Raw genomic sequence first — 26876 nt, forward strand, 5'->3', positions numbered from 1 at the left:
CGCAAAATTCCTGACCTAGTGTCTCACTAGGCGGGGAATTCGTCCCCGCCGAGAGGGATTCGATCGAAGCAGCGATCCTCCCATTTGGGGCAGAAAAATGAAGTGCGAACGATTCACAACGCTCGTTGTATGTCGCAACGCTCACCTGGTAGCGGCGGTATCCAAAGAGCTAAGTTGTAGCCAGTCCGTGGAATGGCGTTTTCACGCCGTCCCTGACGCAAGCTCGATTATTGATGACGAGCCGATCGAGATCTGTCTGTTCTTGATTGATCGAACGCATTCGCTGCGCGAAGAGATGTCGGAGCTTCGCCGCGTTCGCGCGCGCCTCCCCAACGCCGTCGTCGTTGCGGTTGGCGACGAGACCTCGGGCGAAGTCGAATTGGAGTCGTGGTCGAGCGGCGCCGACGAATTTGCCCCAACGTCCCATCTCTCGGCTGCGGCGATCGAACTAACTGTGAAGCGGTGCATTGAGCGGAAAATGACCGCCGAAAAGCTGCGCCATCGCGAACGCTGGTATCGCGTCGCGGTCGCCGAAGGAAACGTCGGCCTTTGGCGTTGGGATCGCCCGAACAACTTCTTTTACCTGGCCGACCACTTTCAAGAGATGCTGGGACTTTCGCACGATCAGTTGCCGAAAAACCTGACCGAGTGGATGGAACGTATCCATCCGGATGATCAGGAGCTGACGCTGGCCGCCGCCGAAGCGCATTTTTCCGGCCGTACCGATCGGTACGTCGTCGAGCATCGCATTCGTCGCGGCGATGGCGGATATCGCTGGTATCTCTCCAGCGGATGCGTCGCAGAAAATGACGACGCGCGGACGCAGATTCTGGGAGCGTCGACCGACATCACCGCACGGAAAGAAGCGGAGCTCGCGTTGCAACGCGCCAAGCGAGCGGCCGAGTCGGCGATTCGCGCGAAGGCGGAATTCTTGACGAATATGAGTCATGAACTGCGGACTCCGTTGGCGGCGATTCTCGGTTACGCCGAGATTCTGGAAGACTTTAGCCAAGCGCCCGACGCCCGCGATGCGGTCGATACGATTCGTCGCAATGGACAACATCTGCTGCAGTTGATCAGCGATATTCTGGAATTCTCGCGAATCGATTCAGGCAATCTTGAAGTCAACGCGATGCCGACGCCAGCCTACGAATTCCTGAAGGGAACCTTCGAGTCGTTCCGCAATCTGGTCGACGAAAAGGGACTTCGTTTCGTTGTCGACGTCTCGGACGAAATCCCGGAGATGATCGTTACCGATCCCCTTTGCGTTCGTCAGATTCTGTGGCGATTGATTACGAACGCCGTGAAATTTACCGAGAGCGGCGAGATCGGGGTCGCGGTGCGGGTCGCCAACGGCGCTCTGGAACTAAACGTGCGCGACACCGGGTGCGGGATGCCGGAGGAAATGCTCGGTTTGATTTACCAGCCGTTCCGCCAGGGAGACAACTCTTATACGCGCCAACATGACGGCGCGGGTTTAGGACTGGCGATCTGCCAGCGTCTTTCGCAGATGCTGGGGGGAGAAATCTCGGTTCGCAGCAAGACCGGCGAAGGATCGCAGTTTACCGTGCGTCTGCCGATCGGTTGCGACGCGACGAAAGACCCGCAGCCGGAGACCGCTATGCAAGCGAAACCAAACAGCATGCGTCTGGAAGGGCGCGTCCTCTTGGCCGAAGACGGGCCCGATAATCAACGCCTATATGAGTTGCTGCTCCGGACCGCCGGCGCCAAGGTGACGGTGGTCGCCGATGGTCGGCAAGCGATGGAAGTCGCCTTGGAGAAGGCGTCTGTCGGCGAAGACTTTGATTTAATCCTGATGGATATGCAAATGCCGGTGATGGACGGCTACGAATCGACCCGCGTGCTCCGTTTAGCCGGGTATCGTAAGCCGATTGTGGCGCTAACGGCGCACGCGATGGCCGATGATCGGGCGAAGTGCCTGGACGCGGGTTGTGACGACTACATCGCCAAGCCGGTCGAACGAAGTCGCTTGATCTCGGTTTGCCATTCGTGGATCGACGAAGGACGCAAGATCAGCAACGAGCTGAATCTGGCGGAAAGCGGTACGCAGGTCAGCGACTAGGATCGTCCTTGTCGGGCGGTTATCTTAGAAGGGGATTCCTGTCCGTTATCCGCTGAGAACCGCCATGTCCAAAATCTACACGTCGCTGTCGTTCGTTTGCTGCTTGCTGGTTGGGCTCTCGCTGCATGCGGAAGAGACGAAGGAGGCGAAGCCGGAGGTCGTGAAGCTGTTCGACGGCAAGACGCTGGCCGGCTGGAAAATCGCCCATCAGCGCGTCTTCGACAAGCATGGCGCCGTGACCGTCAAAGATGGAGAGTTGCACCTGGCGAAGGGGGACTCCGGAACCGGCATCTACCGCGACGATCAGCCGCCGCGGATGAACTATGAGATCACCTTGGAAGCGAAGCGAACCGAGGGAGACGATTTCTTTTGCGGCATGACCTTCCCGATCAACGACCAGTACTGCACGATGATCATCGGCGGCTGGGGCGGGGGAGTGACCGGCTTATCGAACGTCGACGATCTGACCGCGATCGAAAACGGCGCCACCGGCTACCAGGAATTCAAGAACGATCAGTGGTATAAGATCCGTCTGCGAGTCACGCCGGAAAGCGTGACCGCGTGGGTCGACGGCGATTCGATCTTCAGCGTGAATACCAAGGATGTGAAATTCAGCATCTGGTGGGAACTAGAGCCGATGCGCCCGCTGGGGATCGCGACCTGGAACACTTCGGCGGCGCTCCGCAATATCGAGGTGAAGAAGCTGAAGTAACGACTACAACAAGCATTAAAAAAGGCCGCGAGGATGCTCGCGGCCTTTTTCGCTTGCAAACGCATTGTTGGGTTGCGCTACGCTGCACCCAACCTACGAAAACGGTATTCGCTGTTACTTTCCGATGCAGTAGAGCGTCTTTTCGCCGCGGAGATACATCTTGTCGCCGATGATCGCCGGCGAGGCGTCGAACTCGTCATCGAGTTTGTTTTCGGCGACGATCTCGAACTTCTTGTCGCACTTGACCACCATCGCGGCGCCGTTGCGAGCAAAGAAGTATAGATTGCCTCCGGCGGCGACCGGCGATGCGTAGAGCGTATCGAGCCCATCGAGACGTTCGTTCTCGAAATAGGTCTCGCCGGTGTCGGCGTCAACGCAGCTGAGGATGCTGTCGCGTCCTTTGGTGATGAAGAGGAGCCCATCGCACAAGATCGGCGAAGCGATGTACGGCGTGCCGTTGTCGCGCGACCAAGCGACCTTGTCGGTGTCGGTAATGTCGCCGGTCGAGTTGAGCGGAATCGCATACAACGCGTAACCGCGATAGCCGGTCATGCAATAGACCAGGTCATTGTGACGAATCGGCGACGGAATCGCATTGGTCGCCTGACCGCCGCACTCCCAAATCAATTCGCCGGTTTTCAGGTCGTAGCTCCGAGCGCGATTCGTGCCGTTGACGACCACTTGCTTGCGGCCATCGAGTTCGGTTACCAGCGGGGTGTTCCAACTGGTCGGCTCGTCCCGCTCTTTCTTCCAGAGCGTTTCGCCGTCGGCGGCGTTGAGGGCGGTGATGAACGAGTCCCCTTCGTGATCCCAGTTAATGACCAAGGTATCATCGGCCAACACCGGCGACGTTCCTTCGCCGAAACCGGCTCGCGTCTGCATCTTGCCGAGATTCTTTTTCCAAATCAGGTCGCCATCAAGCGAGTAGGCGTAGATGCCGAACGAGCCGAACGAAACGTAGAGCCGCTTCCCGTCGGTGACCGGCGAAGCGGAGGCGAACGTGTTGGTCGCATGCCCCGATTCGTGCGGAACCGCTTCGCAGGCGACTTGCTGCCAGAGCGTTTTGCCGGTGTTGCGATCCAAGCAAAGGACGACAAATTGGTGGACCTTGGTTGGCGCCGCTCCGCCGCCGAATCCGCCTCGTCCGCCGCCACGGCCAAATCCGCCGGGGCCGCCCGGTCCTCCGGGACCACCAGGGCCGCCGGGGCCAAAACCGCCACGCGGTCCACGAGGACGATCTCCTTCGGGGCGCTCGCCGCGAGGACGGTCCCCTTCCGGGCGTTCGCCACGCGGTTGTTCTGCGGCCGGCTTCGCTTCCTCGCCATCCGCCTTCTCCCCTTGTTGGTCGGTTTCAATGGAGGTCAGCAAAAAGAGCTTGTCGCCCCAGATGATCGGGGTCGAACTGCCGCGACCGGGGACGTCGACTTTCCAGACGATGTTTTTGTCAGCCGACCACTCGGTCGGAGGAGCCCCGGCGGCGACGCCATCGGCGTTCGGGCCGCGCCATTGCGGCCAGCTTTCGGCTGCGACGGCAAAGTTGCCCGCCATCAGCAGGGAGGCGGCGACGAAGGGAAGCAAGTTGCGGTACATAGCGAACCTCAGTTGAGAGATGAGTGCAGAACGCGACCCTGATATTACCCCGCAGCGGTGGATTGGGGCCGTTGGGCGATTCACAAAATGACGAATTCATCCCGACTGATCGGTTGGTTTCGACACTATGCACGTCTGTACAGTTCGTTATGATGAATCATCATGATCCTCGACCAGTTTCATCCGATCGTTCGCGAGTGGTTTCAGACCAAGTTTGGCGAACCGACTGACGCGCAGGCCCAAGGCTGGCCCTCGATCGCCGGGCGTCAGAATACCCTAATCGCTGCGCCGACCGGCTCCGGTAAAACGCTGGCCGCGTTCATGGTTTGTCTCGATCGGCTCTTCCGCCGCTGGATGGCAGGGACCCTGCGAGACGCGACTTACGTCGTCTATGTCTCACCGCTCAAAGCCCTCTCGAACGACATCCAGCGGAACCTCGAAACGCCGCTGGAAGAGATCTGCAATCTGGCCGAACGACGTGGTGTGTTGCCGCCGCAAATTCGGACGGCGGTGCGGACCGGCGATACGCCGTCGAGCGAACGTCAGGCGATGCTTCGCCGCCCCCCGCACATTTTGGTGACGACGCCGGAATCACTTTATCTGATACTGACCGCGGCGAAGGCTCGCCACACGCTCAAGCATGTCGATACGGTCATCGTCGACGAAATCCATGCGCTGGCCCGCGACAAACGTGGCTCGCACCTGACGCTCACCTTGGAACGGCTGAACCTGGTTTGCCACGAGCGACCAGTGCGGATCGGGCTGTCGGCGACGCAGAAGCCGATCGAAGAGATCGCCGCGTTTCTGGTTGGCGCCGCCGGCGAAGAGGAAGCGACGCCGAAGTGCGAGATCGTCGACGCCGGCCATCGCCGTGATCTCGATTTGCAAATTGTCGTCCCGCCGACGCCGCTCGAAGCGGTTTGCTCGAACGAGCAGTGGGGCGAAGTCTACGAACAGCTGATCGACCTGATCAACTCCCATCGGAGCACGCTCGTCTTCGTCAACACGCGCCGCATGGCCGAGCGGGTCGCGCATCGTTTGACCGAGGCGCTCGGCGAAGAGGTGATCACGTCGCATCATGGGAGCTTGTCGAAAGAGATCCGTCACTCAGCCGAACAACGGCTGAAAGCGGGACAACTGAAAGCGATTGTCGCGACGGCGTCGCTCGAAATGGGTATCGACGTCGGCTATATCGACCTGGTGGTGCAGATCGGCTCGTCCCGCTCGATCGCCAACTTCCTGCAGCGGGTCGGTCGTTCGGGACACTCGCTTCGTGCGACTCCCAAAGGGCGGCTGATGCCGCTGACCCGCGATGAGTTGATCGAATGTTGTGCCCTGATGCGATCGATTCGCAAAGGAGTACTCGACCGGATCGAGATTCCGGAGAAGCCGCTTGATATTCTGGCGCAGCAGATCGTCGCCGAAGTCGCCGCCGAAGAGTGCGACGAAGAAGAGCTGTACCACGTCTTTCGCCGGGCCTATCCCTACCGCAATTTGGCGCGGAAAGATTTCGACGGCGTGCTGGAGATCCTCAATCGGGGGCTGACTCGTTCGATCAAGAACGGCGCCTACCTGCATCGCGATCCGATCAACGGCAAGTTGAAAGCTCGTCGCGGCGCCCGGATCGCCGCCAGTACCAGCGGCGGCGCGATTCCCGATACTGCGCAATATCGCGTCGTGACCGAAGGGGAGAAAACGTTCGTCGGCACGGTCGATGAAGACTTCGCGATCGAGAGCCTGGCCGGCGACGTCTTCCTGCTCGGTAATACGTCGTGGCGAATCGCGTATGTTCGCAACGGCGAAGTCGTCGTCAACGACGCCGAAGGGCAGCCTCCTAGCATCCCATTCTGGTTTGGCGAAGCGCCGGGCCGGACGATTGAACTGTCGAGCGAGATTTCGCAGCTTCGCGAAGAGATGGCCGCGCGAATCGTCGCATCCGATCGCGACAAAAGCCGCGAGAAGATTCAACTGCCGGCGCTGGCCGAAGGTTTGCTCGAAAGTTCGTTTGATCAGCTCGACGCTGAGACCGTCACGTGGGCGGAGACGGAATGTTGCGCTTCGCGCTACGCCGCGATGCAGGCCGTTCGTTACGTTGCGGCCCAACAGTCGGCGATCGGCATGGTCCCGACGCAGCGGCAGATCGTCTTCGAGCGGTTCTTCGACGAGTCAGGCGCCATGCAACTGGTCGTTCATTCGCCGCTCGGTACCCGGATCAATCGCGCTTGGGGCTTAGCGTTTCGGAAACGGTTCTGCCGTTCGTTCGACTTTGAACTGCAAGCGAGCGCTGACGATGACGGAATCGTCTTGTCGCTCGGTCCGCAACATAGTTTTCCGCTGGAAGACATGTTCCGGATGTTGACGATCGAATCGGGGCCGCGACTGCTCGAACAGGCGTTGCTCGCGGTGCCGATGTTCGGCGTGCGTTGGCGGTGGAACGTCACCCGGGCGTTGGCGCTGTTGCGATTCGTCGGCGGGAAGAAAGTTCCGCCGCACATGCTGCGATTCCGCGCCGACGACCTTTTGGCGGCGGCATTTCCTGATCAGGTCGGCTGTTTGGAAAACCATGGCGCCGATATCGAGTATCCCGATCATCCGATCGTGCAGCAGACGCTGCATGACTGCATGACCGAGGCGATGGACATTGATCGTTGGAAGCAGATGCTAATCGACGTTCAGGAAGGACGTGTGGAGTTCGTCCCGCGCGATACCCGCGAGCCGTCGCCGTTCGCCCATGAGCGAATCAACGCCAACCCGTACTCGTTCCTCGATCCGGCGCCGCTGGAAGAACGGCGTACTCGCGCGGTCGCCACGCGGCGGACCCTTTCGACCAGCGAAATGAAAGAGCTGGGGAAGCTGTCGTACGAGGCGATCTCAACCGTTCGCCAGGAAGCCTGGCCGACGGTTCGCGATTCGGACGAACTGCACGACGTGCTCGCGTCGATGATCGTCTTGCCCGAGACCCAAGCCATCGACTGGCGCCCCTATTTCACGCGACTGCTAGAGCAGGGGAGGGCGGTTCGTTTTCTCCGCTCTGCCGGCGATCCGATTTGGGTGGCGCTCGAAAACCTGCCGGTCGTGCAGGCCGTTTGGCCGGAAGGGACTGCAGAGCCGGCCGCGGAATTGCCCGCATCGCTGCAGCGAGAATTGGAGTCCCATACCGCTCGCGTTGAAGTGGTGCGCGGACTGGTGCCGTATTTGGGACCGTTCAACGCCGAAGAACTCGGCAGCCAACTCGATCTTCCTCCCTCAAGCGTCTTCGCCGCTTGCGAAGCGCTCGAAGGAGAAGGTACCGTCCTTCGCGGGCAGTTCTATGACAATCCGCAGCAGACGGCCGAGACGGTTCAGTGGTGCGATCGACGATTGCTCGCGCGAATTCACCGTTTGACGATACATGGGCTCCGCGAACAGATCAAACCGGCTTCGCCTGAAGCATATCTCCGTTTCCTGGTGCGGCATCATGAACTGCTCAGGACGACCAAGAACAGCGGCGTGAGAGCGCTGCGTAAGTCGCTCGAACAACTGCAAGGCTTTCAAGCGGCTGCCGGCAGTTGGGAGCGGAGTCTGCTGGCGGGACGGATGGACGACTACGACGGCGCCTGGTTTGACGAATTGCTCGCCTCCGGCGAAGCGACCTGGGGACGACTTCGCCCGCCGGCGCCAAGCGGCGAAGAGCAGAAGAGCATGGCTTCGCTCCGCAAGAGTCTGCCGATGACGATCGCGCTGCGGGCCAATCTTGGCTGGCTATTGCCGACCGATCATCAATCGGCTGAATCGCTCGCCCGAGGGAACGCGACCGAAGCGCTCGAGGCGCTTCGACAACGAGGGGCGCTATTCGATCAAGATTTGCGCATCTTGACCAAGTTGTTGCCGACGCACCTGGAAGAAGCGCTGCGGGAACTGGCGGCGCTTGGTTTGATTACTTGCGACTCGTTTGTCGGCGTCCGCGAGATGGTCGATGAAGTGCTAAAGAAGCGAAAAGCGAAGCGTCGTGGCGGGGCGGTGACCCGCACGGGGCGCTGGTCGCTTTTCCCCGGCATTGTCGAAACGCCGACCAGCGACGAACACGCGCAGAACTGGTGCTGGTTGTTGCTGGCACGGTACGGAGTCGTCTTTCGCGACGTGCTCACGCGCGAATCAACGGCGCCTCCCTGGTGGCGATTGGTCGCTGCGTTTCGCCGCATGGAGCGTCGGGGCGAAATCCGAGGAGGGCGGTTCATCGCCGACGTCGCCGGCGAGCAGTATGCGACCGAGGCGACGATCTACGCGCTGCGAAAGCTGCGCAACGACGAAACGGTCGACGACTGGATTGCGATCAGCGCCGCCGATCCGGTCAATCTGTTCGGCGTCGTCACCCCAGGCGGTCGAATCCCCGCAATTGCGGGGAACTCGCTCGTGATTCGGAACGGGCAAATTGTCGCTTCGAAGCGGTCCGGAAAGATTGATTTTCATTTAGATAGCACTTCTGAAGAAATGCACGAGATGACGCGCGCGTTGCATGCGGGGAGACGCATTCCCCCGCGAGAAATCCCGCTTGGAATGCCGCGCAGGCGTTCGACCGCGGGCTAATCGAAGCGACTTCAATCGCGTCGTGCGACCTTTTGTCGCAGCCATAGGTCGGTTCTCTGATACGACCTTGGACGATAAAATAGAAAAGTAGTCGGGTCGATTGTGCCGGCTGGATGCGATGAGTCGATTGCACCGCCAATGCCGGGTGAGAACCAAACAGGTCTTTGCCATATCGGCCTAACGCTGTGGTATATTTTCGCGGTATCCAATAGTCGCCTGTGGGCCGAACGCGAAACGACGCCGCCGCAATGAAGGGGGCGCGGCCAGGGCTAGAAAGGAATGATTCGATGATCCGCAGCGTGTTGCTGGCTCTCGACGCCAGTGAAGCGAGCCAAACCGCACTTCGGATGGCGATTCGATTCTGCCAAGACCGAAACCAACGTCCTGATATGGCGAGCGAGTCGGTTCATTTGACAGGGGTCGCCGTCGTAGACACTCCGAACATTTGCGCTCCGATGGCGGTGCCGTTGGGGGCGGGCGCCTACAAAAAAGAACGGGACGAAGTTCTGTTGGCGAAGGCGAATGAAGAAGTCGAAGCGATTCTTAGCAAGTTTGAAGCGGATTGCGTCGAAGCGGGAGTGCCGCACACGGCCGTGCGAAGCGAAGGGCTGCCCTACGAACAAATCGAAGCCGTTTCGCGGACGCATGACTTGATCATGATTGGCCACGATACGAACTTCCACTACGAGACGCACAAGACGATCAGCGAAACGGTCCGTCGCTTGCTGCTCGACAACGCTCGCCCGGTCATTGTGTTTCCCAAGGAGGCCCCGGAAAATGACGTTGTGGTTATCACCTATGACGGCAGCACTCCGGCGTCGCATGCGCTTCACATGTGGACGCTGCTGAAAGTGCGACGTCCTGAGACGCAAGTTCACGTCGTCAGCGTTGATCGTGATCTCGCGGTCGCCCAAAAGCATTGCGAAGAAGCGGCGGAACTTCTCCGGTACCATGAGGTCCAAGCGACCTTGCATCCTCTGAAGTTGACCGGCAGCGTTGTGAGTCAACTTTCGGAGACAATCGACGAGATCGGTCCGCGAACCGTCGTGATGGGAGCGTATGGCGGAGGCGGCTTCCGCGAGGCGCTGTTTGGGTCGTCGACCAACAAGATGCTCGAAAACGCCAAGACGCTGCTGTTCTTGTACAAGTAGCGGCGTTTGCGGCAAAGCCTACGGCCGCGTCGTCTCTTGTAAGACGACGCGGCTCATCGCCGCCCCCAAGAGGGGCTTTCTTCGCCGACCTGAGTTGAGTCGCAATCTTCCTGCTTCGCCAATGCCAGGCGAATTCGGCGACCGGTCCGTGTTTCCGATCAAGCTTTCGGTGAGCCGACGTCCACGATCAAGAATGGTTTGCGTTCGCGCAGCGTCGCGAAAAACGCTTGCAGATCCGCCGGCTCAAAAATAGCCAACGCGCCAATCCAGTGAACTTGCTTTCCATTTTGCTTGGTGAGCGTCAGACTGAAATCTCGCAGTTTTTGCCTGCCGACGGCCGCCTGATGCATGGTATCCGCGGCCTCAAGGGGTTTGGAAGCGATGATCGCCGCCTTTTCCAAGCTAGGAAAGTACTTCTCCATCAACACCTTGAATTGGCCTTGCGAAACGCTTTCCAGTTCCGCAAGTTCGACGCAGGAACCGGCGAAGCAAACTTGATCGTCGTCGATCGATAGCCGTTTGCGTTTGTGCAATTGGCTTAGTAGCCATTCGAATAGCAAGAAAGGCCCACAGCTCAGTACCACGGCAACGATCCACCAGATCGGGTCTTTGTAGATCGGGGTAGGGCGGTGAAGTACGGCGACGCACAAGAAGATGGAAAGGAAAAGGCCGCCGAGGAAGAGGATGAACTTGAAAAAATCGGCCACGATCGAGCCGGCCGTGGTGAGTTTAATGCACTTGCCTCTCGGCTTCGGCTCCCAGACGCTTCTCATTTTTTCCGGAGCAAGATTTGTCGTCGATTCCATGAGATTCTCGCAGAGGCGGAAGGAACGAAGCTGTGCAGACGCCGCTCCGAAATAGGATTAAAGGAGTCGGGGCGTCCCCTCTTGGGGGACGTCAGCGACGGAGAGTATATCCGTTGAGCTGCAGTGTGCGAAAGCGAAAAGCCTTGCGCCAAAGAGATTTGACGCAAAGCGCTGGAGATCTTTCGCAGGAATGTTTTGAGCGTTTACTACTGATTAAATCCAGTCGATCGATCGTAAAGACGCTCGCGGGTCGACCAGAGCCCGGCCGATGGCGTTGGAATGAAGTAGAATTCTTCGCCGTCGTCGGTAACGTTCCATCCTTCGCGGCGTTTCTCCGGCTTGTAACGCTCCAACATTTCGTTCAGATCGGCATAGCCGAAATGGACGGTCTCGATCTCTTCTTTGCCGAGATGCCCCGGAGCGTAGGTGATCTTGAACCGACCTTCCGACGAACCGTGCATCAAGTGAGCGGCGCCGTGGGCCAGTTCCTGTAGATCGGCGTTGTTCGGATACTCGGCCATCACTTTGTCGGTGCCGCAGTAGCCATACTTGCGAATCAGCGCGTCGACGTCGTCCTGCTCGCCGAAACGTTTGAGTCCCGGCGCCAGAATCAGCAATTCGCCCCCATCGGCCATCACCATCCGCGTGCGATAGACCGCCTTGTTAGCGACCCACGTGCTGAAGAACTCGTCTCCCTGCATCACGCAGACCATTTTCTGAATCGGCTTATCAAAGACGGTGATGTTCTGTTCGCGCGATTGCTTCGCGGCGTCGAGGTAAGTGTCGAGATCGTCACCGACGTAGATCCCGGTATGGACCAGCTTGTCTTCGTCGTTGCGGGCCATCACGACCTGCACGTACAAGTCCGGCAACTTGTTCAGGAAACGTTCTTCCGCCAGGTTGAAGCAATGTCGCACCGGCGTAATCAGGTTGCCGAGATTGTTCTCGATGCCGCAGCGAGCCGCCATCAGGTGTGCGGCGCAGATCAAATCTTTGCCGCCGAGTCCGATGAAGTAATTTTTGTTGTGGTTGGCGAAGCCGAGCACTTCATGCGGAACGACGTGACCGACGTTGATAATCAGGTCCCACGGCTCTTCCATCAGCATCTTGTTAAGCGTGATCGGAATCGGCCAATCGGCGATGCCCCCGCACGCGGCCGAAACTTCCTCGGCCGAAATTTCTCCCACTTTCACGCACCCGCCGCGCCAATCATGCGGATGAATCTTTTCGTTCGGAATCGATCCGAACATCGTCAGGTTCTCTTCCGGCGTATGCGGAACGTGTTGCCCCAACGTCGGAATGACATGCACGTCCGCTTCGTCGGCGAGCATGTTGTAAAGCATTTCGGTGATCTGCCCGGCGCCGGAGTGCATCCGCGTGATGTCGGGCGGGAGCAGCAAAACACGCTTCGGCGTAGCGCAGATCCGCTTCCGCGCTTCGGCCACGGTCTGCTGCAGGATCGCTTCGATCCGATCCCAAGAAATAGAGTCCGCCTGTTCGCTGATCCAAGGCATCGCGGTCGCTTTCAGAAGAAATCGTCAGTGGGAGGGTACGATGGTGCAACCGACGATTTTACCAATCTGCGACCGCAGAAATTAGCGGGGGAGCGGAGTATCTTAGCGCCCCGCACTAGGTGAGTTGTCGAGCTCATCCAGGCGCCGCTTCAACTGCTCCTGATATTCTCCCCGGGCGGTATCGATCGCCGAGCGAAAGAAGAGCTTGGCGATGCTCGGCTTCCCTTGCTTCAGGCAGTCTTCGGCCATGTCGGCATAGCGGATCGCCTCTTGATTGGCGATGGCGTCTTCGGCCGAAAGCTGCTGACGAATCTTGGCCAAGCTATTCGGCGCCTTTTGATGGAGATCGGCGGCGCCAATCATCCGCAGCGAATCGACGTCGGTCTCCGGCTCCTCGCCAAGTTCATGCCCGTATGGCTTCGTCCGAAACGGATTGCCATGAATCATCCCCGAGGCGCCCAAGCTGCGGACTTCTTCGGTGCGGGTAGGCAACTTCCTCTTGTAGAAGTAGGGGAACGCCTTGATCGTGACGATGCGATTGCTGGGCTCGTAGGGAACGCGGGAAGCAGCGTTCGATTCCGGACGACGCATCACTCCTCCACCGTCCGCGGCGCCACGATCGGGGATTAGAGACGAAGATCCAGTCGCGAACTGGTGGATTTCGGGAAGCTGTAGCAGCTGCGCGGAAGCGACGCTGGAAATCAACAAACCAAGCGGCGCCGCAAGTAACAGCAAATTGCGCATCGTTTCGAATCCGTTCCAGACTGCCGAAAAGTAGGAGTCGACGCTAATTGCAACTTCAGTCCTGGCATTCTAATGGGGGCGCGGAATCGGAGGCAAGCGAAACGACGCAAGAAACGAATTCGGCCGCAGACAGCGATCGAAACTCGCTGATCTGTTTTTGAACATCGCCGAGAGGGAGAGATCTAGCGTTTGGCGGTCGCCGTATCGCTGATTTCTTTCAACCGCTCTTTCAGCTCGACTTGGTAGTCGCCGCGAGCGGTGGAAATCGCCGAGCGAAGGAAGAGCTTGGCGATGCTCGTCTTCCCTTCCTTCAAGCAGTCTTCGGCCATGTCGGCGTATTTAAGCGCCTTTTGGTTGGCGACGGCGTCTTCGGCCGAAAGTTGCCGGCGAATTGCTGCCAAGCTGTTGGTGGCTCGTTGGTTCAGATCGCCCGCGCCAATCATCCGGAGCGAAGCGGCGTCCTGCGGTTGGGGACGAGCCGAGTTGCCGAGGAGGATTTCATCCATTTCGGCCGGCGAAGGGTGGATATAGGCTTTGACCCAACTGCTTTGGGAGGAACTGCTGGAAGAGTAGCTGCGGCCGCTCGGAATCGAGAAGGAGCCTACCTGTCCGCTCGATTCAGATCGCCGGAGGACGCCTCCTCCGTAGGTCATGCCGCGATCAGGGACGAGGACCGACGTTCCAACCGAGAAGTTGTGCACCTCCGGCAGTTGCACCACTTGCGCGCAAAGAATGCCGGCGAAACAGGGGCTTAGCAAGGCCGAGAGAAACAAAAGCTTGCGCATCGCTCGATTCCGTCCGCGAACTCCAATCAAATATGACGCCCCCCAAAGCGACGTCTCTACTCTTTTATTTTAGGAAGTCCCGCGAATCAGAGGCAAGCAACCGGCAAAAGAATTGGTCCGACGTTTATCTATATGGCAAGAACGAAAAAAGGCCGCAACGAAGGTTGCGGCCTAAGCGTGCGAACGGATTGATCTATTCGGCTGAAGGGGAGTCGTCGCGCATTCCGTCTTGTTCAAAACCTGGCGAATCGAACGGCATGGTGGAGGTTTGATCGAGAATCTTCACCTCTTGCGGACTGGCGACCTTCTTCGCACTTCGGAGCTGGTTGTAAACGATTACGGCCTGGAGGCTCCAGAAGATCGCGATGATGATCCCCATCGAAGCCCCGAGGAATTGCAACGAAACGAAGCTCCTCGTTTCGACCAACAAGCAGATCGCGGTCACGAAAGCGACGATCGCGACGATCAACTTGGTGACGTACACGTTGTTCCAGCGTTTGAGCGTGTGAACGTCGATCGCCGAGCGGGCCGATTGATTCGCCAGGTCGCGCAGAGCTCGCAAGTCGGAGGTTTGTTCGGGCGCCTTGCGGGACGGGACGAACTCGCCTGGATTGAAGGGAGTCTGATCGACGACCTTCTTGGGAGGCTCCGGCGCTTTGGGTGATTCCGGTTTCGCTTGCGTAGCGGACTGCGATCCGTCACGACCGCGGACGCGATTCATCAGGCTCGACATGTACTCTTCAATCGAGACTTCGTCCTCATCGGCTGCTGAGGCCGGCGTCGGCTCTTCGTGGTAACTGACCGGAGCCGGGGGAGGCGACGGCTCATATTCCTCTTCTTCGTCGTCGTCCGCATGCGGATTGAAGCCGAATTTGGCGAGGACGTCGGCGACGCTGGTCTGCGAAGCTTGCGGCTGCGGCGCGACCGGTTCTTCCGGTTCGGCTTCTTCCTCAGGCTCTTCTTCGTATTGGTTTTCGCTGTGGCTAGGAGCGTAGCTCGCCTGCGGTTCGCTGAGCTGCTGCGACATGCTCTCCAACTCTTCGATTCGACGGGTCAGCTCTTCTTCACGCTGCGACCAGCCGCGCGACAAAACTTGCAGACGCTCGTTGGCGTCAGCCACGTCGCGCTGCGCTTTTTCCTGCGCTTCGATCGCTTCGGTCGAGGCGGACCCGCCGTTGGCCGCGAGATCGCGATTTTCTTGTTCGAGCGTTTCCAACTGCTGTTGCAACTCCGCGATCTTCGCTTCGTTCGACTCGCTGGACTGTTGCAGTTCGTGCCGCAGTTGTTCGATCTCAGCGTGTTGTTCGGCGTTTGAGGTCGAATGCTGATTCATCGTCTCCGCAGCCGAAACGCTATGGGCCTGCAGGTTGCGGTTTTCTTGTTCGAGAGACTCTAGCTGTTGCTGCAACGCAGCAATCTTCGCTTCGCTTGCCTCAAGCGTCTGCTGCAATTCGTGTCGCAGTCGTTCGGTCTCTTCGTCGTCGTGCGTTTCGGCGGGGTCGGATTTGGTCGTCGGAACTGCGGCCTCAGGATTCATCGACTGACGGACGATTTCGACCAGGCGATGCATCCGGCGACGATTCCGTCCGCGGATTTCTCCCAGCTGTTTTTCCAGCGACAGTACGCGACGTTCGTTGTGGGGAGCGGCTTCGAGATTGGGATCGGGATCGATGCGGAAGCTGACCGCGCCGATCGTGATCAGGTCGCCGGAGACCAAGGGCGACTCGACGACGCTTTGGCCATTGACGAAGACTTCGCCGTCGATGCGCTGCAGGGCCATGCCGGCCGATCCACGCCAAATGACGCAGTGACGCGGACGAATCCCGGCGGCGGCCAGGCGAAGCGAACAGCTAGCTGCCGAACCAATCACGCATTTGGTCCGCTCCAGGCGGACAGTCTGACCATCACGTTCGGTCCCCTCGACGCGGAGGACGAGCGGGCTCAGCGGTTTGCCAAGTAAGGGAGATTGGTGCAGATCGACTTGCGTGACCATGACGGCGCCTATCGCTTCGACTAAGGCTCTGGAGGGTCGCTGTCCGCTTGAATTGGGAAGTAAATCAAGCAGCGACAAGGGGATATAGCTCACACCAGGGGGCTGGTCAAAGAACCGGGCGAATCAGGGCAGGGGAGTCGCCCCAAGAAAACAGGGGGAATTCGAAAAAACGGCTCGAATCGGTTTCTCCGATTGGCCGATTACGGTTACACGCTGCGGCGAAAGTGTCCTCAGAAAAAAATGAGAGAGATTCGCAAGCAAAATTTCTCGTTGAAATCAACGAGAATCAATGAACAGAACCCCTTTCTGCCGCGTAATTTAATATGGTTAAGAGATTTTAAGGCAAGACCTGGAAGAATTTGGAATTTGAAGACTTCCCCTGTTCCGAACCGGTACTATATTTTCGTTACGCATGAAACCGTGAGTTCGACCCCCTCGATAGGATGGTTAATCAGCGGCAACGAGAATGGGCAAGTCCAAATACGGAAGCTGGCGGCCAGGAACAGTCGAAGTAAATCCTCCTGACCGGTTTCCGCCACATGAAGGTGACCACAATGGGTAAATCTCGAACGGACTTCATTGATAAGACCAAGGAGATCTTGTTGAAGCGCCGTGACGCGCTCCGCAAGGCCCTGGCGGGCGACTTGAGCATGCTGAAAGAGCTCGAGCAAACCGCTGGCGACGTGGTCGATTTCGCTCTTGATAGCGCTCAGGACGAATTGAGTTCGCAACTAGCGGAAGTAGAAAGCCGCGAATTGGCTCAAATCGATAAGGCGCTCGAGCGGATTCGCAGCGGTTCGTTTGGCGAATGCGAAGGTTGCGGCTGCAAGATCCCGGTCGCTCGGTTGCAGGCTCTGCCGTATGCGACGCTCTGCATCAAATGCCAACGCGAATTGGAAGAGTTGGGCGAAGACGGCGTCAGCTGGCGTCAAAACTCGCAGGACGAAGTCTCGATTTAAGCGAGTTTCGCCTCATTTTCCCGATCAACGAAAAGGCGGACGCCCACTGCGGCGGACCGCCTTTTTCTATGCGCTGATTGGCTTTACGTCGAAATCGCAGTTTATGAAAGACTTGCGTTCACCTGAGTACAGCCTAGAATTCGACGAGGATACTCTGTTTTCAGCGGTACTGGGCGTAGGACGGCAGACATGAACGCACGCAAATCCGGAAATCGACTCGCGGTACTCGCGTTGTTGCTGTTATGCGGTGGGCTAGTTAGCCCGGCTTTCGCCCAAGAGCAGCCGGTTCCTTCGCCGCGCGAACAGCTTCGCCAGGACATCTTGAGCGAAGTCGCTGCGATCGAAGTCCACGGCAACCTACTCAAGAAGGTATGTCGCTACGTACGTCCTTCGGTCGTGCATATCGAAGCGCGGAAGAAGGAAGGGGAGTCGCTCGCTTACGGCGGCAGCATTGTCGACGAAGCCGGCTCGGGCGTGATCATTCATCACCATGACAAAGATTACGTGCTGACCAATCGCCACGTCATCAGTCAGGCCGCCAATCAAGACATCAAGATTCATCTCGACGACGGCCGCATCTTGCGACCGACGCAAGTCTGGACCGACCGCGAAACCGACGTCGCCGTGATGGCGGTTGAAGCGGAACGACTGATCCCGGCCCAAGTCGCCGACAGCTCGGCGGTGGAGATCGGCGAGTTCGTCTTGGCCGTCGGCAGTCCCTTCGGGCTCAGCCAATCGGTCACCTATGGCATCATCAGCGCCAAAGGGCGCCGGGATCTGCAGTTGGGACGCCAAGGTTTGAAGTTCCAGAACTTCATGCAAACCGACGCCGCGATCAATCCCGGCAATAGCGGCGGTCCGCTGTTGAACATGCGCGGCGAAGTGATCGGCATCAATACGGCGATCGCCAGCAACTCGGGCGGCAACGACGGCATCGGGTTTACGATTCCGATTAACTCGGCGCTCAACATCGCTTGTCAGATGATTGACGACGGCAAGGTTTCTCGCGCCTTTCTGGGAGTCGTCCTCGATTCGCAGTACGACAGCAAAGCGGCGGAGAAGCTCGGATTGCCGATGGCGAAGGGAACCCGCGTTAACGGCGTAACCGAAGATTCGCCTGCCGATGCGGCCGGCATTTTGGTCGGCGACGTCATCGTCCGTTTCAACAACCAGGATATCGAAGACGATTCGCACCTGGTGAATGTCGTCAGCCTATCGCCGCTGCACGTCAAGTTGCCGGTCGATCTTTACCGCGAAGGAAAGCTAATGGTCGTCGAACTGGAACTGGCGGTCCGCGACGCGTCGGTGAAGTAATCGCCGCATGGTTGCCGCTTCGTGTGCCACTGCTGGCTTGTCCAGCAGTGGGTAGTGGGTACCAAGTTCGCACTGCTGGACAAGCCAGCAGTGGCACACTTGGGTTTTTTCTACAGCGCGCCTCGAATCGCGGCGCGCAATCCTTGGACGACGCAGTCCTGCACGCGCGGTACGTTGATCTTGGTCGCCACTTCCATGTTGGTCGCCCAGCTGCGATGTTCGCGGCGATCAAAGATCGTGGCGCCCAGGGTGATCTCGCCTGAGGTTTCGACGTCGCCGGCCATTTCTTCCATCTCGAACAGCTCGGGATGCAGCACCGCCGCCACCGCGATTGCGTCGTGCAGATAGATCCCTTCGATCCCCAGCTCTTGCCGATGGCTCCGGTAAACGAACGGGAGCAATTGGTGCAGCAGCTGCGAAGCGGGGGACGATTCGATGTTCGGCAATTGATCGAGCAGATCGAGACCGAACGCCGCCTGACGCGTCACGTCGAGCGGAATCAGCGTCTTGGTCGTCCGCGACTTGAAAACGGTCCGGGCCGCCATCGCGTCAAAGTGAAAATTGAACTCGGCGGCCGGGGTGACGTTGCCGATGCAGTTGATCGCGCCCCCCATGATGACGATGCGGCCGATCTGGGCGGCGATCATCGGGTCGCGCTGCAGCGCCCGAGCAATGTTGGTCATCGGGCCCAGGGCGACGAGGGTCACTTCCTCGGGCGCGGCTCGAATCTCGTCGCAGATCAGCTTTTCGGCCGGATGTCGTTGATGGAGCGAAGAGACGACCAACTGCAGATTCGCCAGGCCGTCGGCGCCGTTGAGGTCGGTTCCATCGACTGGAGGAGCGGAGTTGGGCCCCGATCCGACCCCAATTCGCGGTCGACGCGGCGGATCGAGCCGTTCGATCAGACCCTGCAAATTGCGGCCCGCCTGATCGGCGGGAACGTTGCCCGCGGTCGACGTAACCGCCACAACATCCAAATCGGAATGGAAAAGCGCGACCATCAGGGCGACGGCGTCGTCGATTCCCGGATCGCAGTCAATGATAACCTTCCTGGCCATAGTCGATCTTCGACCTCGCTCGCAGCGGTGGTTATGTCGTGAATTGCCTCGCAAGACGATCTTGTCCTGCTACGGTTGAGGCTTGCCCTCCCTATTTATAGCAAAAGGCCGCCGAGAGGTGGAGTCGAACGCGGGTGGGAGCGGAGCCGACGACTCGGTAAAATCAGCGGCAACCGATTGTTTGTCTAGGAAACGAATTGTGAACGACGCCATCTGGGAAAAACTAGAAGCGGGCCAAGATCTGACGCTGGACGAAATGTCCGGGGCGATCGACGAGATCATGCATGGCGCCTGGCCGGATGAGCAGATCGCTCGGCTGCTGACCGGGATTAACGCCAAGGGACCGGCCGTCGACGAGTTGGCTGGCGCCGCGATCGCGATGCGGCGGAACATGGCGGCGATCCGCACCGACCGGACCGACGTGATCGACACCTGCGGCACCGGGGGCGATGGAAGCGGCACGTTCAATATCAGCACCGCCGCGGCCATTGTGACCGCTGCGGCCGGAGTTCCGGTCGCCAAGCACGGCAATCGGAGCGTCACCAGCAAGACGGGGAGCGCCGACGTCCTTGCGCAGCTGGGCGTGAACATCGAAGCGACCGTTCCTCAAATCGAACGTTGCTTGAACGAGATCGGCATCTGCTTTTGTTTCGCACCGCTGGCGCATCAGTCGATGCGACACGTCTCGGCCGTTCGCAAGAGCCTAGGCGTGCCGACGATATTCAATCTGCTGGGGCCGCTTTGTAATCCGGCCAAGGCGCAGTATCAGTTGCTCGGCGTTGGTCGCCCTGGCATGCGCGATTTGATGGCGGCTGCGGTTTTGAAGTTGGGCGTTCGTCGCGCGGTGCTCGTCACCGGCGAAGATGGTTTGGATGAAGTGACGCTGACCGGCAAGACGCATGCGACGATGGCGGCCGGCGGTGAGCTGCAGAAATGGGATTGGAGCCCGACTGATTTTGGCCTCGCGGTCGCGGGACTCGAATCGATGCAGGTGAGCAATCCCGAAGAAAGCGCCGCGATGATTCGTCGCGTTCTGACCAAAGAAAAATGCCCGTCGCGCGACATCGTCGTCTTGAACGCCGCCGCCGCAATTTGGACCGCCGAGAAAGCGGCCAGCCCCAACGAAGCGGCCGCGATGGCGGCGGAAGCGATCGACAGCGGCGCGGCGCAAGCGAAGTTGGAGCAGTTGGCGTCGTTATCGCACACGGCGTAAATCGCCGGCGTTGGAGATCGTCCGACCGGCGCTGGCGTGGCGACGCATTTCCCTCGCTGGCGCTTCGGGCTACCAATAGCGCGACTAGCGTTGGCGCTGGTTGGCCATTTGCGTGGCTAACAGATCTAGTTGCCCTTTCACGTCGGCGAGCAGGACGTGCGGGCTGGCGCCTTCGGCCATGTGCAAGTAGAAGTTTTGGCTGGGGGATGCGTGCGTGGTGTTGGCCAGACGCGTCGTCGCTTGCAGGTCGTGCAATTCTTCTTCCACCAGTTGCACATGTCGATGCAGGCGGCGGTTGTATTGCATGACGCTGTCGAGCTGGAAGACGACGCCGACCAGCATCGCGGCAAGTCCCAGCGCCGTGAGCGGTTGACCGACGATGGTCAGAATCGGACGTGGTTCAAACAGCGCCCAGCCGAGCAACACCAGTCCGCAGACCATCATGATCGAGCCGAGCGAGGTCGCCAGCCACGAAAAGATCGGCGTCTGCGGCCCGTGGATCTTCTTTTTCGGCGTCGCAGGCGTCGCAGGCGGACGTGGCGGGGCCGATTCGCGGAGCGGGGAAGGTGAGGGGGGCGTCAGCATCTTGTCCGGCGCGGCGTCTCGTCCCATCATCGCGACGATTCGATCAATCGTCTGCAAATCTTCCTGCAAGCGGAGCGTATCGATCCGCAGGGAAGGGGGCTCTTCCGGCTTCGCTTCCAACGTGTTCTGACATCGCCCGCAGATGATGCGCGCATCTTCCGCAGCAGCGATTGCAGGAACGTCTTGGCGGCAGTGTTCGCACCACATGGGGAGCCGGATTCGCAGGAGAGATCGAAGGATGGCTAGCAATCGCCAGCCGCGCCATGGTTGGCGTCTTCTCTTGAATCGGCTAGCGGAGCGGCTCGACCTGAACGATTCTGCCGGTTTCTCCGGCAAAGCGAACCTGCCGGGCGACGGCGTTGCTAGCGAGGTCGTTCGATATAGGTGTTGGCGTGCCACTGCTGGCTTGTCCAGCAGTGCGAACCTTTTACCCGCTACACACTGCTGGGCAAGCCAGCAGTGGCACACGGCTGACTACTGCAATCCTTTTTCCATCGCTGGCAGAACCGCGGACATCGCTTCTTTCAGCGACTTCGAGATGGTAGCGCCGGCCGCCGCTTTGTGACCGCCGCCCCCAAACTTGCCGGCAACTTGCGAGACGTCGAGCGAAGATCGGCTACGGAAGCTGGCTTTCACGCCGCCGTCAGGTAATTCGATAAAGAGAACCGCCGCTTGCACCCCTTGGATGACGAGCATCATGTTGATCGCATCTTCGGTATCGCTCGTGGTTGAACCAGTCGCTTCAAAGTCTTCCAGCACGGCGGTGCTATAGGCGAGTCGACCGCAATCGGTGACGACTACCTTCGACAAGATTCGCCCCCGCAACAACACGCGAGCCAACCGGTCTCGTTCGTACAAGTCGGCGTAAACGGCCGCCGGCGAAGCGTCTGCATCGACCAGCCCGGCGATGGCGCGATAGGTTCCGCTGGTAACCGAGCTAAAGCGAAACCAGCCGGTATCGGTGGCGATCGCCGTGAACAACTGCGAAGCGGTTTGCGGATCGAGCGAAAGTCCCCACGCCTGAGCCGCTTCGTAGACCAAGCGTCCGGTCGCTTCGGCGGTTGAGTCTTTGAAGACTTGGGCGCCGAGATCGTCTTCGCTGACATGATGATCGAGAACGAACTTCGGACCAGCGAACGCTTTCAGCACTTCCCCCATCTCAGCCAACTGAATCCAAGCGCCGGTATCGACCACCATCAATGCGTCGAACGTGCCGACTAACGCCGCGGCCGTGACGTCGCGACCGAGGACCCGGACCTCGCCGGTTGGATCGATGAAGCCGAGATGCGGCGGGGTTTCGGAAGCGTTGACGATCGTCGCTTCTTTCCCCATCTGCCGCAGCAGTGCGGCCATGGCGAGTTCGCTGCCGAGCGCGTCGCAGTCAGGACGAACGTGGCTGGTCAGCAGGAACCGCTGATACGGCGCGATGGCGTCGGCCAGTTTTTTCCAGTCGATGTTCATGGCGTTTATCTCGTTTCTCCGGCGACGCGCGTCGTCAGCCAATCGCTGTAAGCGAGTTTTACCGCTTCGACGTCTTGATGAATCTGGCTGGTCAACTGCTGCGGATCGCTAAAGGCGCGCACGTCCCGCAGCCGCGCCAGAAAGGCCAACTCCAACGGTTCGCCATACAGCGAACCAGCAAAATCTATCAGATGAGCTTCGACCTTGGGGTGTCCTTCGCCAAAAGTTGGATTGGGGCCGATATGGATCGCGGCGGCGTGCGTCAGTTCCTGGCGAACGACATAGCCGGCGTAGACGCCATGTGCGGGAACGATGGTGTCGATCGCTTCCAGGTTCGCCGTGGCGAAACCGAGCGTGTTGCCGCGGCCGGCGCCATGCGTCACCATGCCGCGCAGGCGATACGGTTCGGTCAGCATGCGACGCGCGGTTTCGACATCGCCGCCGGCAATCGACTGGCGGACGCGACTGCTCGAAATGATTTCGGCGTCGCTGGGGAGCTGGAGCGGGTGCACGATTTCGAGCGTCAGCGAGTGCTGCTCGCAAAGCTCTCCCAGCAATTTTGTATCGCCGCGGCGGTCTCGACCGAAATAAAAGTTCGGCCCTTCGACCATCGCTTTGGCTTGCAGCTTGTCGACGACGATCTGCTGAAAGAAATCTTCGGCCGAGAGCTCCAAAAGAGCCATGTCGGTCGGATAGGCGATCATCGCATCGACCCCCAGTTGCGCCAGAAGCTGCGCTTTGCGGCGCGTCCAGGTCAGCGGCGGCGGAGTTTGCTCGGGACGGAGCAACCGGACCGGGTGCGGGTCGAACGTGAAGACGATGGTCGGACCATGCACGGCGCGCGCTTGCCGACGGATCGCTTCCACGATCCGGGCATGTCCGAGATGGACGCCGTCAAAGTTTCCGATGGCGAGCGCGCCCCCGAGAATCTCTGGGGGAACGTGCTCTAAATCGTGCAACAGTCGCACGCGATTTCCTGGTTGGAAATAGGGGTTGGTAGCCGAAACTACTTATTTTTGTACGTCTTACGGCTTCCGACAAGCGACATCGCACATTCCTGGGACGTTTCTGCGAAATATGGCGCACTTTCGGGCGAAAAACAGTCGTAAATGCGTCAATCGGTTTAAGATTGAAGCGCCAGGGGCGCTTCGCCGCGTACTCCCTTGGGCGGTAGACTTGAGTAACCGGGCTGGCTCGATATGGTAGAGCGGACCTCTCTGATTCGGCACTAGATGGCGCGATGTCGAGACTAGTTATGGAAATCCTGAAATTCGCCTGTAAATCCTGCAATGCACAACTGCAAGCGTCCGCATCGGCCGCGGGGGATTCGTTTACATGTCCCCACTGCGAACATGCGATGCGCGTTCCGCAGCCCGACGCGGTCGGCGTGATTCGATCGGGCGGACGCGATAAAGAAGCGACCGAAGCGGTCGTCTGCCCTCTCTGCAACACGCGCGTCACCGTTCAAGCGACCGACTTGGGCAAGCGGGTGATGTGTCCCGATTGCGAAACGGCGTTCGTCGCCAAGTTGTCGGCCAAAAAGTTGCCGCCTAAACCGAAGACGGACTTGGCGGACGACGACGGCTACTCGCTGAAGGATTCGGTTCACGACGATACGGCGGCCAAAGAGATGGCGGCTCGCTACTTTCAAGAGGCGGAACGCCGATCGAAAGAAGAACGCGAGCGACATAATCTGTCGGACAAACCGTATCAGAAAATGGCCGAAGATCGCGCACTTGCCGCGCATGACGACGAGCCGCATCCCGAAAAGAAACGAGAGAGTTTGACGCCGGAGGATTACGATCCGCGGTCGACGCGCGTCCGTTACCCGATTTCCCTCTCTGCGGAAGCGATTGCGACCGACTTCAAATTTTTCGCCGACGTGCAATTTCTGTCGCGGTGGATCGTCACGTCGCTTGGGATGGCGGTCGTGCAGTACATGGCGATCAATGCGGTCATCATGGGCTCCGGCGCGAAAGTGGGAGTCAGCGGCTTTGGAGCTTACTTCAATAGCTTCGTGTTGTCGGCGCTGACGGTCGTCGTCGGCGCGATCGTGATGGTTTTTCTCGCTTCGGCGTTTATGAATATCTCGACGTCGATCGCCAGCGGCGTAGCGAATTTGGAATGGCCAGAGACGCCGGCGTTCGAGCGGATCATGGAAACGATCTTCTTTGTCATCGCGCTGATGCTGGCGATCCTGCCGGCCGGTCTGGTCAGTGCGCTGGTCAGTCCCTATCTGGGCGTTCCGGTGGGGGGGCTTAGCTTCTTGCTGTTTCCTTATTTCTATCTCTCGCTGCTCGATTCCGGGACGCCGCTGATCCCATTCAGTGCGTCGATTTTGGCGGCGGTCGGACGCAAACTTCACAAATGGATTTTGTTCTACATCGTGACCGGCGCCGTCCTGGCGGTCATCCTGGTTCTGGGTGGAATCGCCTATTATTTTTCCGGCGAAGAGTATGAATACGTGAAATATATCGTCCTGCCGGCCGGGGTTTTGACGACCGGGTACCTCCTGTTTTACGCCATTTGGCTCGGAAAACTGGGGTGGGAATGCTCGCAGGACGTTGGTGAAACGCCCGAGAAGCCAGGCGTCGTCTGATACCGCCCTCAACGCGGAACCCTCTCTGCGGTATTATGTTGGCCATGAACCGCAGCGAAATGGAAAAACTGGCGAAATCGCTCCGTGCTGGACGCGTTTCGCTTCCCGAATTTATCGACCAAGTCGCCCAATTGGCGACGCCGGAGCCGGCTGTCAAAACGGCGAAGTTGGCCGGCGCTTCGCTTGACCTCGACCGCTCTGCGCGATGCGGATTTCCGGAGGTCGTCTACGGCGAAGGCAAAACGGCCGAAACGATCATCGAGATCTTTCAGCGTCAACGAGCCGCTGGGCAATCGTGCTTGGCGACGCGCGTTGACGCGGAGAAGGGAGCGGTCGTCGCTGCGGAGTTTGCGGACGCTCATTACAACCCGGTCGGGCGAACCGTACGGCTTGGACATGCGAAGGAAAAGTCGAAGGGGAAAGTCGGTCTGATCACGGCCGGCTCCAGCGATTTGCCGGTTGCGGAAGAGGCGCGCGAAACGTTGTTGTGGATGAACGTCGATGTGACGACGATCCATGACGTCGGCGTGGCGGGCCCGCATCGTCTACCGGAACGGATCGGTGAATTCGCCGATTGCGACGCCGTCATCGTGGTCGCCGGCATGGAAGGTGCGCTTCCGAGCGTAGTCGGCGGCTATCTCGCTTGTCCCGTGATTGCGACTCCCACCAGCGTCGGCTACGGCGCTAGTTTCGGCGGAGTCGCGGCTCTTCTCGGGATGCTGAACAGTTGCGCCTCGAACGTCACGGTAGTAAACATCGACGCCGGATTTCGAGCCGCCTACAACGCAGGAATCATCGCGACGCGTCGGCGTCGTTAACGCAAAGGAATTCAAGGATGGAACGGACTCACCGCAAAGAAGAAGGCGGCGTCGCTTTGCCGCGCTTGCAACAGCGCAAAACGAACAGCCACAAGGGAGATTACGGTCGTGTTCTGGCGGTCGGCGGATCGCCCGGCATGTCAGGCTCGATCTCACTGACCGGCGTCGCTTCGCTCCGCTGCGGCGCTGGACTGACGACGATTGCGTCTCCAAAGAGCGTCCAACCGCTCGTCGCGCAGGTCGAACCTTCCTGCATGACGCTGGCCCTGCCGGAAGATCGCCATGGCTTGTTGCCGATGCATTCTCGCGACGCAATCACCAAAGCGGCGAAAAATTCTGACGTCGTCGCGATTGGTCCTGGACTGGGGCGATCGCATGGTTTGGATCTCTTGATCCAAGATCTCTATTGCGATCTTTCGACGCCGATGGTGGTCGACGCCGATGCGCTGAACGCGCTCGGATCGCGCGAAAATCCGCTCGCCGGACCGGGCGGACCGCGCGTGTTGACGCCGCATCCCGGCGAGTTCCGTCGTTTGGCGCATGATCGCGAATTGCCGAAGGGACGCTGGACCGACGTCGCCGCCGATATGGCCAAACGAAACGGCGTCGTTTTGGTGTTAAAGGGGCATCGTACCACGGTGACCGATGGAGAACGCGTTTACTCCAACGAAACCGGCAATCCCGGCATGGCGACTGCCGGCGCAGGTGACGTGCTGACCGGCGTCATTGCAGCGCTTTTAGGGCAAGGGATTCCCGCATTCGAAGCCGCGCAACTCGGCGTTTACCTACATGGTTTGGCAGGCGATCTCGCCGCCAAAGCGATTGGTAGCGATGGGCTGATTGCATCGGATTTGCTGGACTATTTAGAGTCGGCATTTCAGCAACATCGCCGTCGTCGCTAGACGCCAGGTCCTATCTTGACGAT

At 59.3% G+C, this 26876-nt stretch carries 20 protein-coding genes; 10 read left to right on the forward strand and 10 right to left on the reverse strand.

Going from position 1 to position 26876, the window contains the following annotated elements; translation table 11 throughout:
- Nucleotides 1-187: 187 nt before the first annotated feature.
- A complete protein-coding gene (locus tag LOC68_RS24285) occupies nt 188-2083 on the forward strand; it encodes a PAS domain-containing hybrid sensor histidine kinase/response regulator (RefSeq protein ID WP_230223641.1) in 1896 nt (631 codons plus the stop codon).
- A 64-nt stretch (nt 2084-2147) separates the two neighbouring features.
- The gene (locus LOC68_RS24290; RefSeq protein WP_230223643.1) at nt 2148-2795 is read left to right on the forward strand and encodes a 3-keto-disaccharide hydrolase; all 648 of its coding nucleotides are present in this window, start codon (nt 2148-2150) and stop codon (nt 2793-2795) included.
- A 114-nt stretch (nt 2796-2909) separates the two neighbouring features.
- Here the strand turns inward: LOC68_RS24290 and LOC68_RS24295 are convergent, their stop codons facing one another.
- The gene (locus LOC68_RS24295) at nt 2910-4385 is read right to left on the reverse strand and encodes a PQQ-binding-like beta-propeller repeat protein (RefSeq protein WP_230223645.1); all 1476 of its coding nucleotides are present in this window, start codon (nt 4383-4385) and stop codon (nt 2910-2912) included.
- A 162-nt stretch (nt 4386-4547) separates the two neighbouring features.
- On the opposite strand from LOC68_RS24295, the gene LOC68_RS24300 reads away from it, so the two are divergent.
- The gene (locus tag LOC68_RS24300) at nt 4548-8951 is read left to right on the forward strand and encodes a DEAD/DEAH box helicase (protein WP_230223647.1); all 4404 of its coding nucleotides are present in this window, start codon (nt 4548-4550) and stop codon (nt 8949-8951) included.
- A gap of 287 nt (nt 8952-9238) precedes the next feature.
- Nucleotides 9239-10102: a universal stress protein gene (locus tag LOC68_RS24305; RefSeq protein ID WP_230223649.1), complete on the forward strand. Its 864-nt coding sequence runs from the start codon at nt 9239-9241 to the stop codon at nt 10100-10102.
- A gap of 158 nt (nt 10103-10260) precedes the next feature.
- Here LOC68_RS24305 and LOC68_RS24310 read toward each other — a convergent pair whose 3' ends face one another.
- The 5 genes from LOC68_RS24310 to LOC68_RS24330 form a co-directional block, all read right to left on the reverse strand.
- Nucleotides 10261-10875, reverse strand: a complete 615-nt coding sequence (locus LOC68_RS24310; RefSeq protein ID WP_230223651.1) for a hypothetical protein — start codon at nt 10873-10875, stop codon at nt 10261-10263.
- A gap of 239 nt (nt 10876-11114) precedes the next feature.
- Nucleotides 11115-12422 (reverse strand): lactate racemase domain-containing protein, encoded by a 1308-nt coding sequence (locus LOC68_RS24315; protein WP_230223653.1) that lies wholly within the window; start codon nt 12420-12422, stop codon nt 11115-11117.
- A gap of 102 nt (nt 12423-12524) precedes the next feature.
- The gene (locus tag LOC68_RS24320) at nt 12525-13166 is read right to left on the reverse strand and encodes a hypothetical protein (protein ID WP_230223655.1); all 642 of its coding nucleotides are present in this window, start codon (nt 13164-13166) and stop codon (nt 12525-12527) included.
- A 182-nt stretch (nt 13167-13348) separates the two neighbouring features.
- Nucleotides 13349-13951, reverse strand: a complete 603-nt coding sequence (locus tag LOC68_RS24325; RefSeq protein ID WP_230223657.1) for a hypothetical protein — start codon at nt 13949-13951, stop codon at nt 13349-13351.
- Between the two features lie 193 nt (nt 13952-14144).
- Nucleotides 14145-15944: an FHA domain-containing protein gene (locus LOC68_RS24330; RefSeq protein ID WP_230223665.1), complete on the reverse strand. Its 1800-nt coding sequence runs from the start codon at nt 15942-15944 to the stop codon at nt 14145-14147.
- Nucleotides 15945-16498: 554 nt separating this feature from the next.
- On the opposite strand from LOC68_RS24330, the gene LOC68_RS24335 reads away from it, so the two are divergent.
- Together LOC68_RS24335 and LOC68_RS24340 are read left to right on the forward strand one after the other, a co-directional pair.
- A complete protein-coding gene (locus LOC68_RS24335; RefSeq protein WP_230223667.1) occupies nt 16499-16903 on the forward strand; it encodes a TraR/DksA family transcriptional regulator in 405 nt (134 codons plus the stop codon).
- Between the two features lie 189 nt (nt 16904-17092).
- Complete coding sequence (locus LOC68_RS24340; RefSeq protein WP_230223669.1) at nt 17093-18217, forward strand: S1C family serine protease; 1125 nt, start codon at nt 17093-17095, stop codon at nt 18215-18217.
- A 110-nt stretch (nt 18218-18327) separates the two neighbouring features.
- Here the strand turns inward: LOC68_RS24340 and LOC68_RS24345 are convergent, their stop codons facing one another.
- Nucleotides 18328-19275, reverse strand: coding sequence for a nucleoside hydrolase (locus tag LOC68_RS24345; RefSeq protein WP_230223671.1), 948 nt, complete (start codon nt 19273-19275; stop codon nt 18328-18330).
- A gap of 199 nt (nt 19276-19474) precedes the next feature.
- Here LOC68_RS24345 and trpD point away from each other — a divergent pair, with 199 nt between their 5' ends.
- Entirely contained in the window at nt 19475-20488 is a 1014-nt protein-coding gene (gene trpD / locus LOC68_RS24350; RefSeq protein ID WP_230223673.1) for an anthranilate phosphoribosyltransferase, read from the forward strand.
- 84 nt (nt 20489-20572) lie between these two features.
- On the opposite strand, the gene LOC68_RS24355 is transcribed toward trpD, so the two are convergent.
- The 3 genes from LOC68_RS24355 to LOC68_RS24365 form a co-directional block, all read right to left on the reverse strand.
- Nucleotides 20573-21280, reverse strand: a complete 708-nt coding sequence (locus tag LOC68_RS24355) for a hypothetical protein (RefSeq protein WP_230223675.1) — start codon at nt 21278-21280, stop codon at nt 20573-20575.
- Nucleotides 21281-21547: 267 nt separating this feature from the next.
- Entirely contained in the window at nt 21548-22534 is a 987-nt protein-coding gene (locus LOC68_RS24360; protein ID WP_230223683.1) for a DHH family phosphoesterase, read from the reverse strand.
- Nucleotides 22535-22539: 5 nt separating this feature from the next.
- Entirely contained in the window at nt 22540-23502 is a 963-nt protein-coding gene (locus tag LOC68_RS24365) for a bifunctional riboflavin kinase/FAD synthetase (protein ID WP_230223685.1), read from the reverse strand.
- Nucleotides 23503-23774: 272 nt separating this feature from the next.
- Between LOC68_RS24365 and LOC68_RS24370 the strand changes: the two genes are divergently transcribed.
- From LOC68_RS24370 to LOC68_RS24380, 3 genes are read left to right on the forward strand one after another with little or no spacing between them, the layout of a single operon-like run.
- Nucleotides 23775-25133: a DUF973 family protein gene (locus tag LOC68_RS24370; RefSeq protein ID WP_230223686.1), complete on the forward strand. Its 1359-nt coding sequence runs from the start codon at nt 23775-23777 to the stop codon at nt 25131-25133.
- 44 nt (nt 25134-25177) lie between these two features.
- Nucleotides 25178-25951 (forward strand): nickel pincer cofactor biosynthesis protein LarB, encoded by a 774-nt coding sequence (gene larB, locus LOC68_RS24375; protein WP_230223694.1) that lies wholly within the window; start codon nt 25178-25180, stop codon nt 25949-25951.
- Between the two features lie 17 nt (nt 25952-25968).
- On the forward strand, nt 25969-26853 hold the full coding sequence (locus tag LOC68_RS24380; protein WP_230223696.1) for an NAD(P)H-hydrate dehydratase: 885 nt from the start codon (nt 25969-25971) through the stop codon (nt 26851-26853).
- Nucleotides 26854-26876: the final 23 nt, after the last annotated feature.

This window comes from Blastopirellula sediminis, assembly GCF_020966755.1.
In the GTDB taxonomy this organism is placed as follows: Bacteria; Planctomycetota; Planctomycetia; order Pirellulales; family Pirellulaceae; genus Blastopirellula; species Blastopirellula sediminis.

Bases quoted from the DNA above. Each gene is read 5' to 3' on its own strand.
- LOC68_RS24290 (WP_230223643.1), top strand. From the start codon at position 2,148: ATGTCCAAAATCTACACGTCGCTGTCGTTCGTTTGCTGCTTGCTGGTT.
- LOC68_RS24295 (WP_230223645.1), bottom strand. From the start codon at position 4,385: ATGTACCGCAACTTGCTTCCCTTCGTCGCCGCCTCCCTGCTGATGGCG.
- LOC68_RS24300 (WP_230223647.1), top strand. From the start codon at position 4,548: ATGATCCTCGACCAGTTTCATCCGATCGTTCGCGAGTGGTTTCAGACC.
- LOC68_RS24305 (WP_230223649.1), top strand. From the start codon at position 9,239: ATGATCCGCAGCGTGTTGCTGGCTCTCGACGCCAGTGAAGCGAGCCAA.
- LOC68_RS24310 (WP_230223651.1), bottom strand. From the start codon at position 10,875: ATGAGAAGCGTCTGGGAGCCGAAGCCGAGAGGCAAGTGCATTAAACTC.
- LOC68_RS24315 (WP_230223653.1), bottom strand. From the start codon at position 12,422: ATGCCTTGGATCAGCGAACAGGCGGACTCTATTTCTTGGGATCGGATC.
- LOC68_RS24320 (WP_230223655.1), bottom strand. From the start codon at position 13,166: ATGCGCAATTTGCTGTTACTTGCGGCGCCGCTTGGTTTGTTGATTTCC.
- LOC68_RS24325 (WP_230223657.1), bottom strand. From the start codon at position 13,951: ATGCGCAAGCTTTTGTTTCTCTCGGCCTTGCTAAGCCCCTGTTTCGCC.
- LOC68_RS24330 (WP_230223665.1), bottom strand. From the start codon at position 15,944: ATGGTCACGCAAGTCGATCTGCACCAATCTCCCTTACTTGGCAAACCG.
- LOC68_RS24335 (WP_230223667.1), top strand. From the start codon at position 16,499: ATGGGTAAATCTCGAACGGACTTCATTGATAAGACCAAGGAGATCTTG.
- LOC68_RS24340 (WP_230223669.1), top strand. From the start codon at position 17,093: ATGAACGCACGCAAATCCGGAAATCGACTCGCGGTACTCGCGTTGTTG.
- LOC68_RS24345 (WP_230223671.1), bottom strand. From the start codon at position 19,275: ATGGCCAGGAAGGTTATCATTGACTGCGATCCGGGAATCGACGACGCC.
- LOC68_RS24355 (WP_230223675.1), bottom strand. From the start codon at position 21,280: ATGTGGTGCGAACACTGCCGCCAAGACGTTCCTGCAATCGCTGCTGCG.
- LOC68_RS24360 (WP_230223683.1), bottom strand. From the start codon at position 22,534: ATGAACATCGACTGGAAAAAACTGGCCGACGCCATCGCGCCGTATCAG.
- LOC68_RS24370 (WP_230223686.1), top strand. From the start codon at position 23,775: ATGTCGAGACTAGTTATGGAAATCCTGAAATTCGCCTGTAAATCCTGC.
- larB (WP_230223694.1), top strand. From the start codon at position 25,178: ATGAACCGCAGCGAAATGGAAAAACTGGCGAAATCGCTCCGTGCTGGA.
- LOC68_RS24380 (WP_230223696.1), top strand. From the start codon at position 25,969: ATGGAACGGACTCACCGCAAAGAAGAAGGCGGCGTCGCTTTGCCGCGC.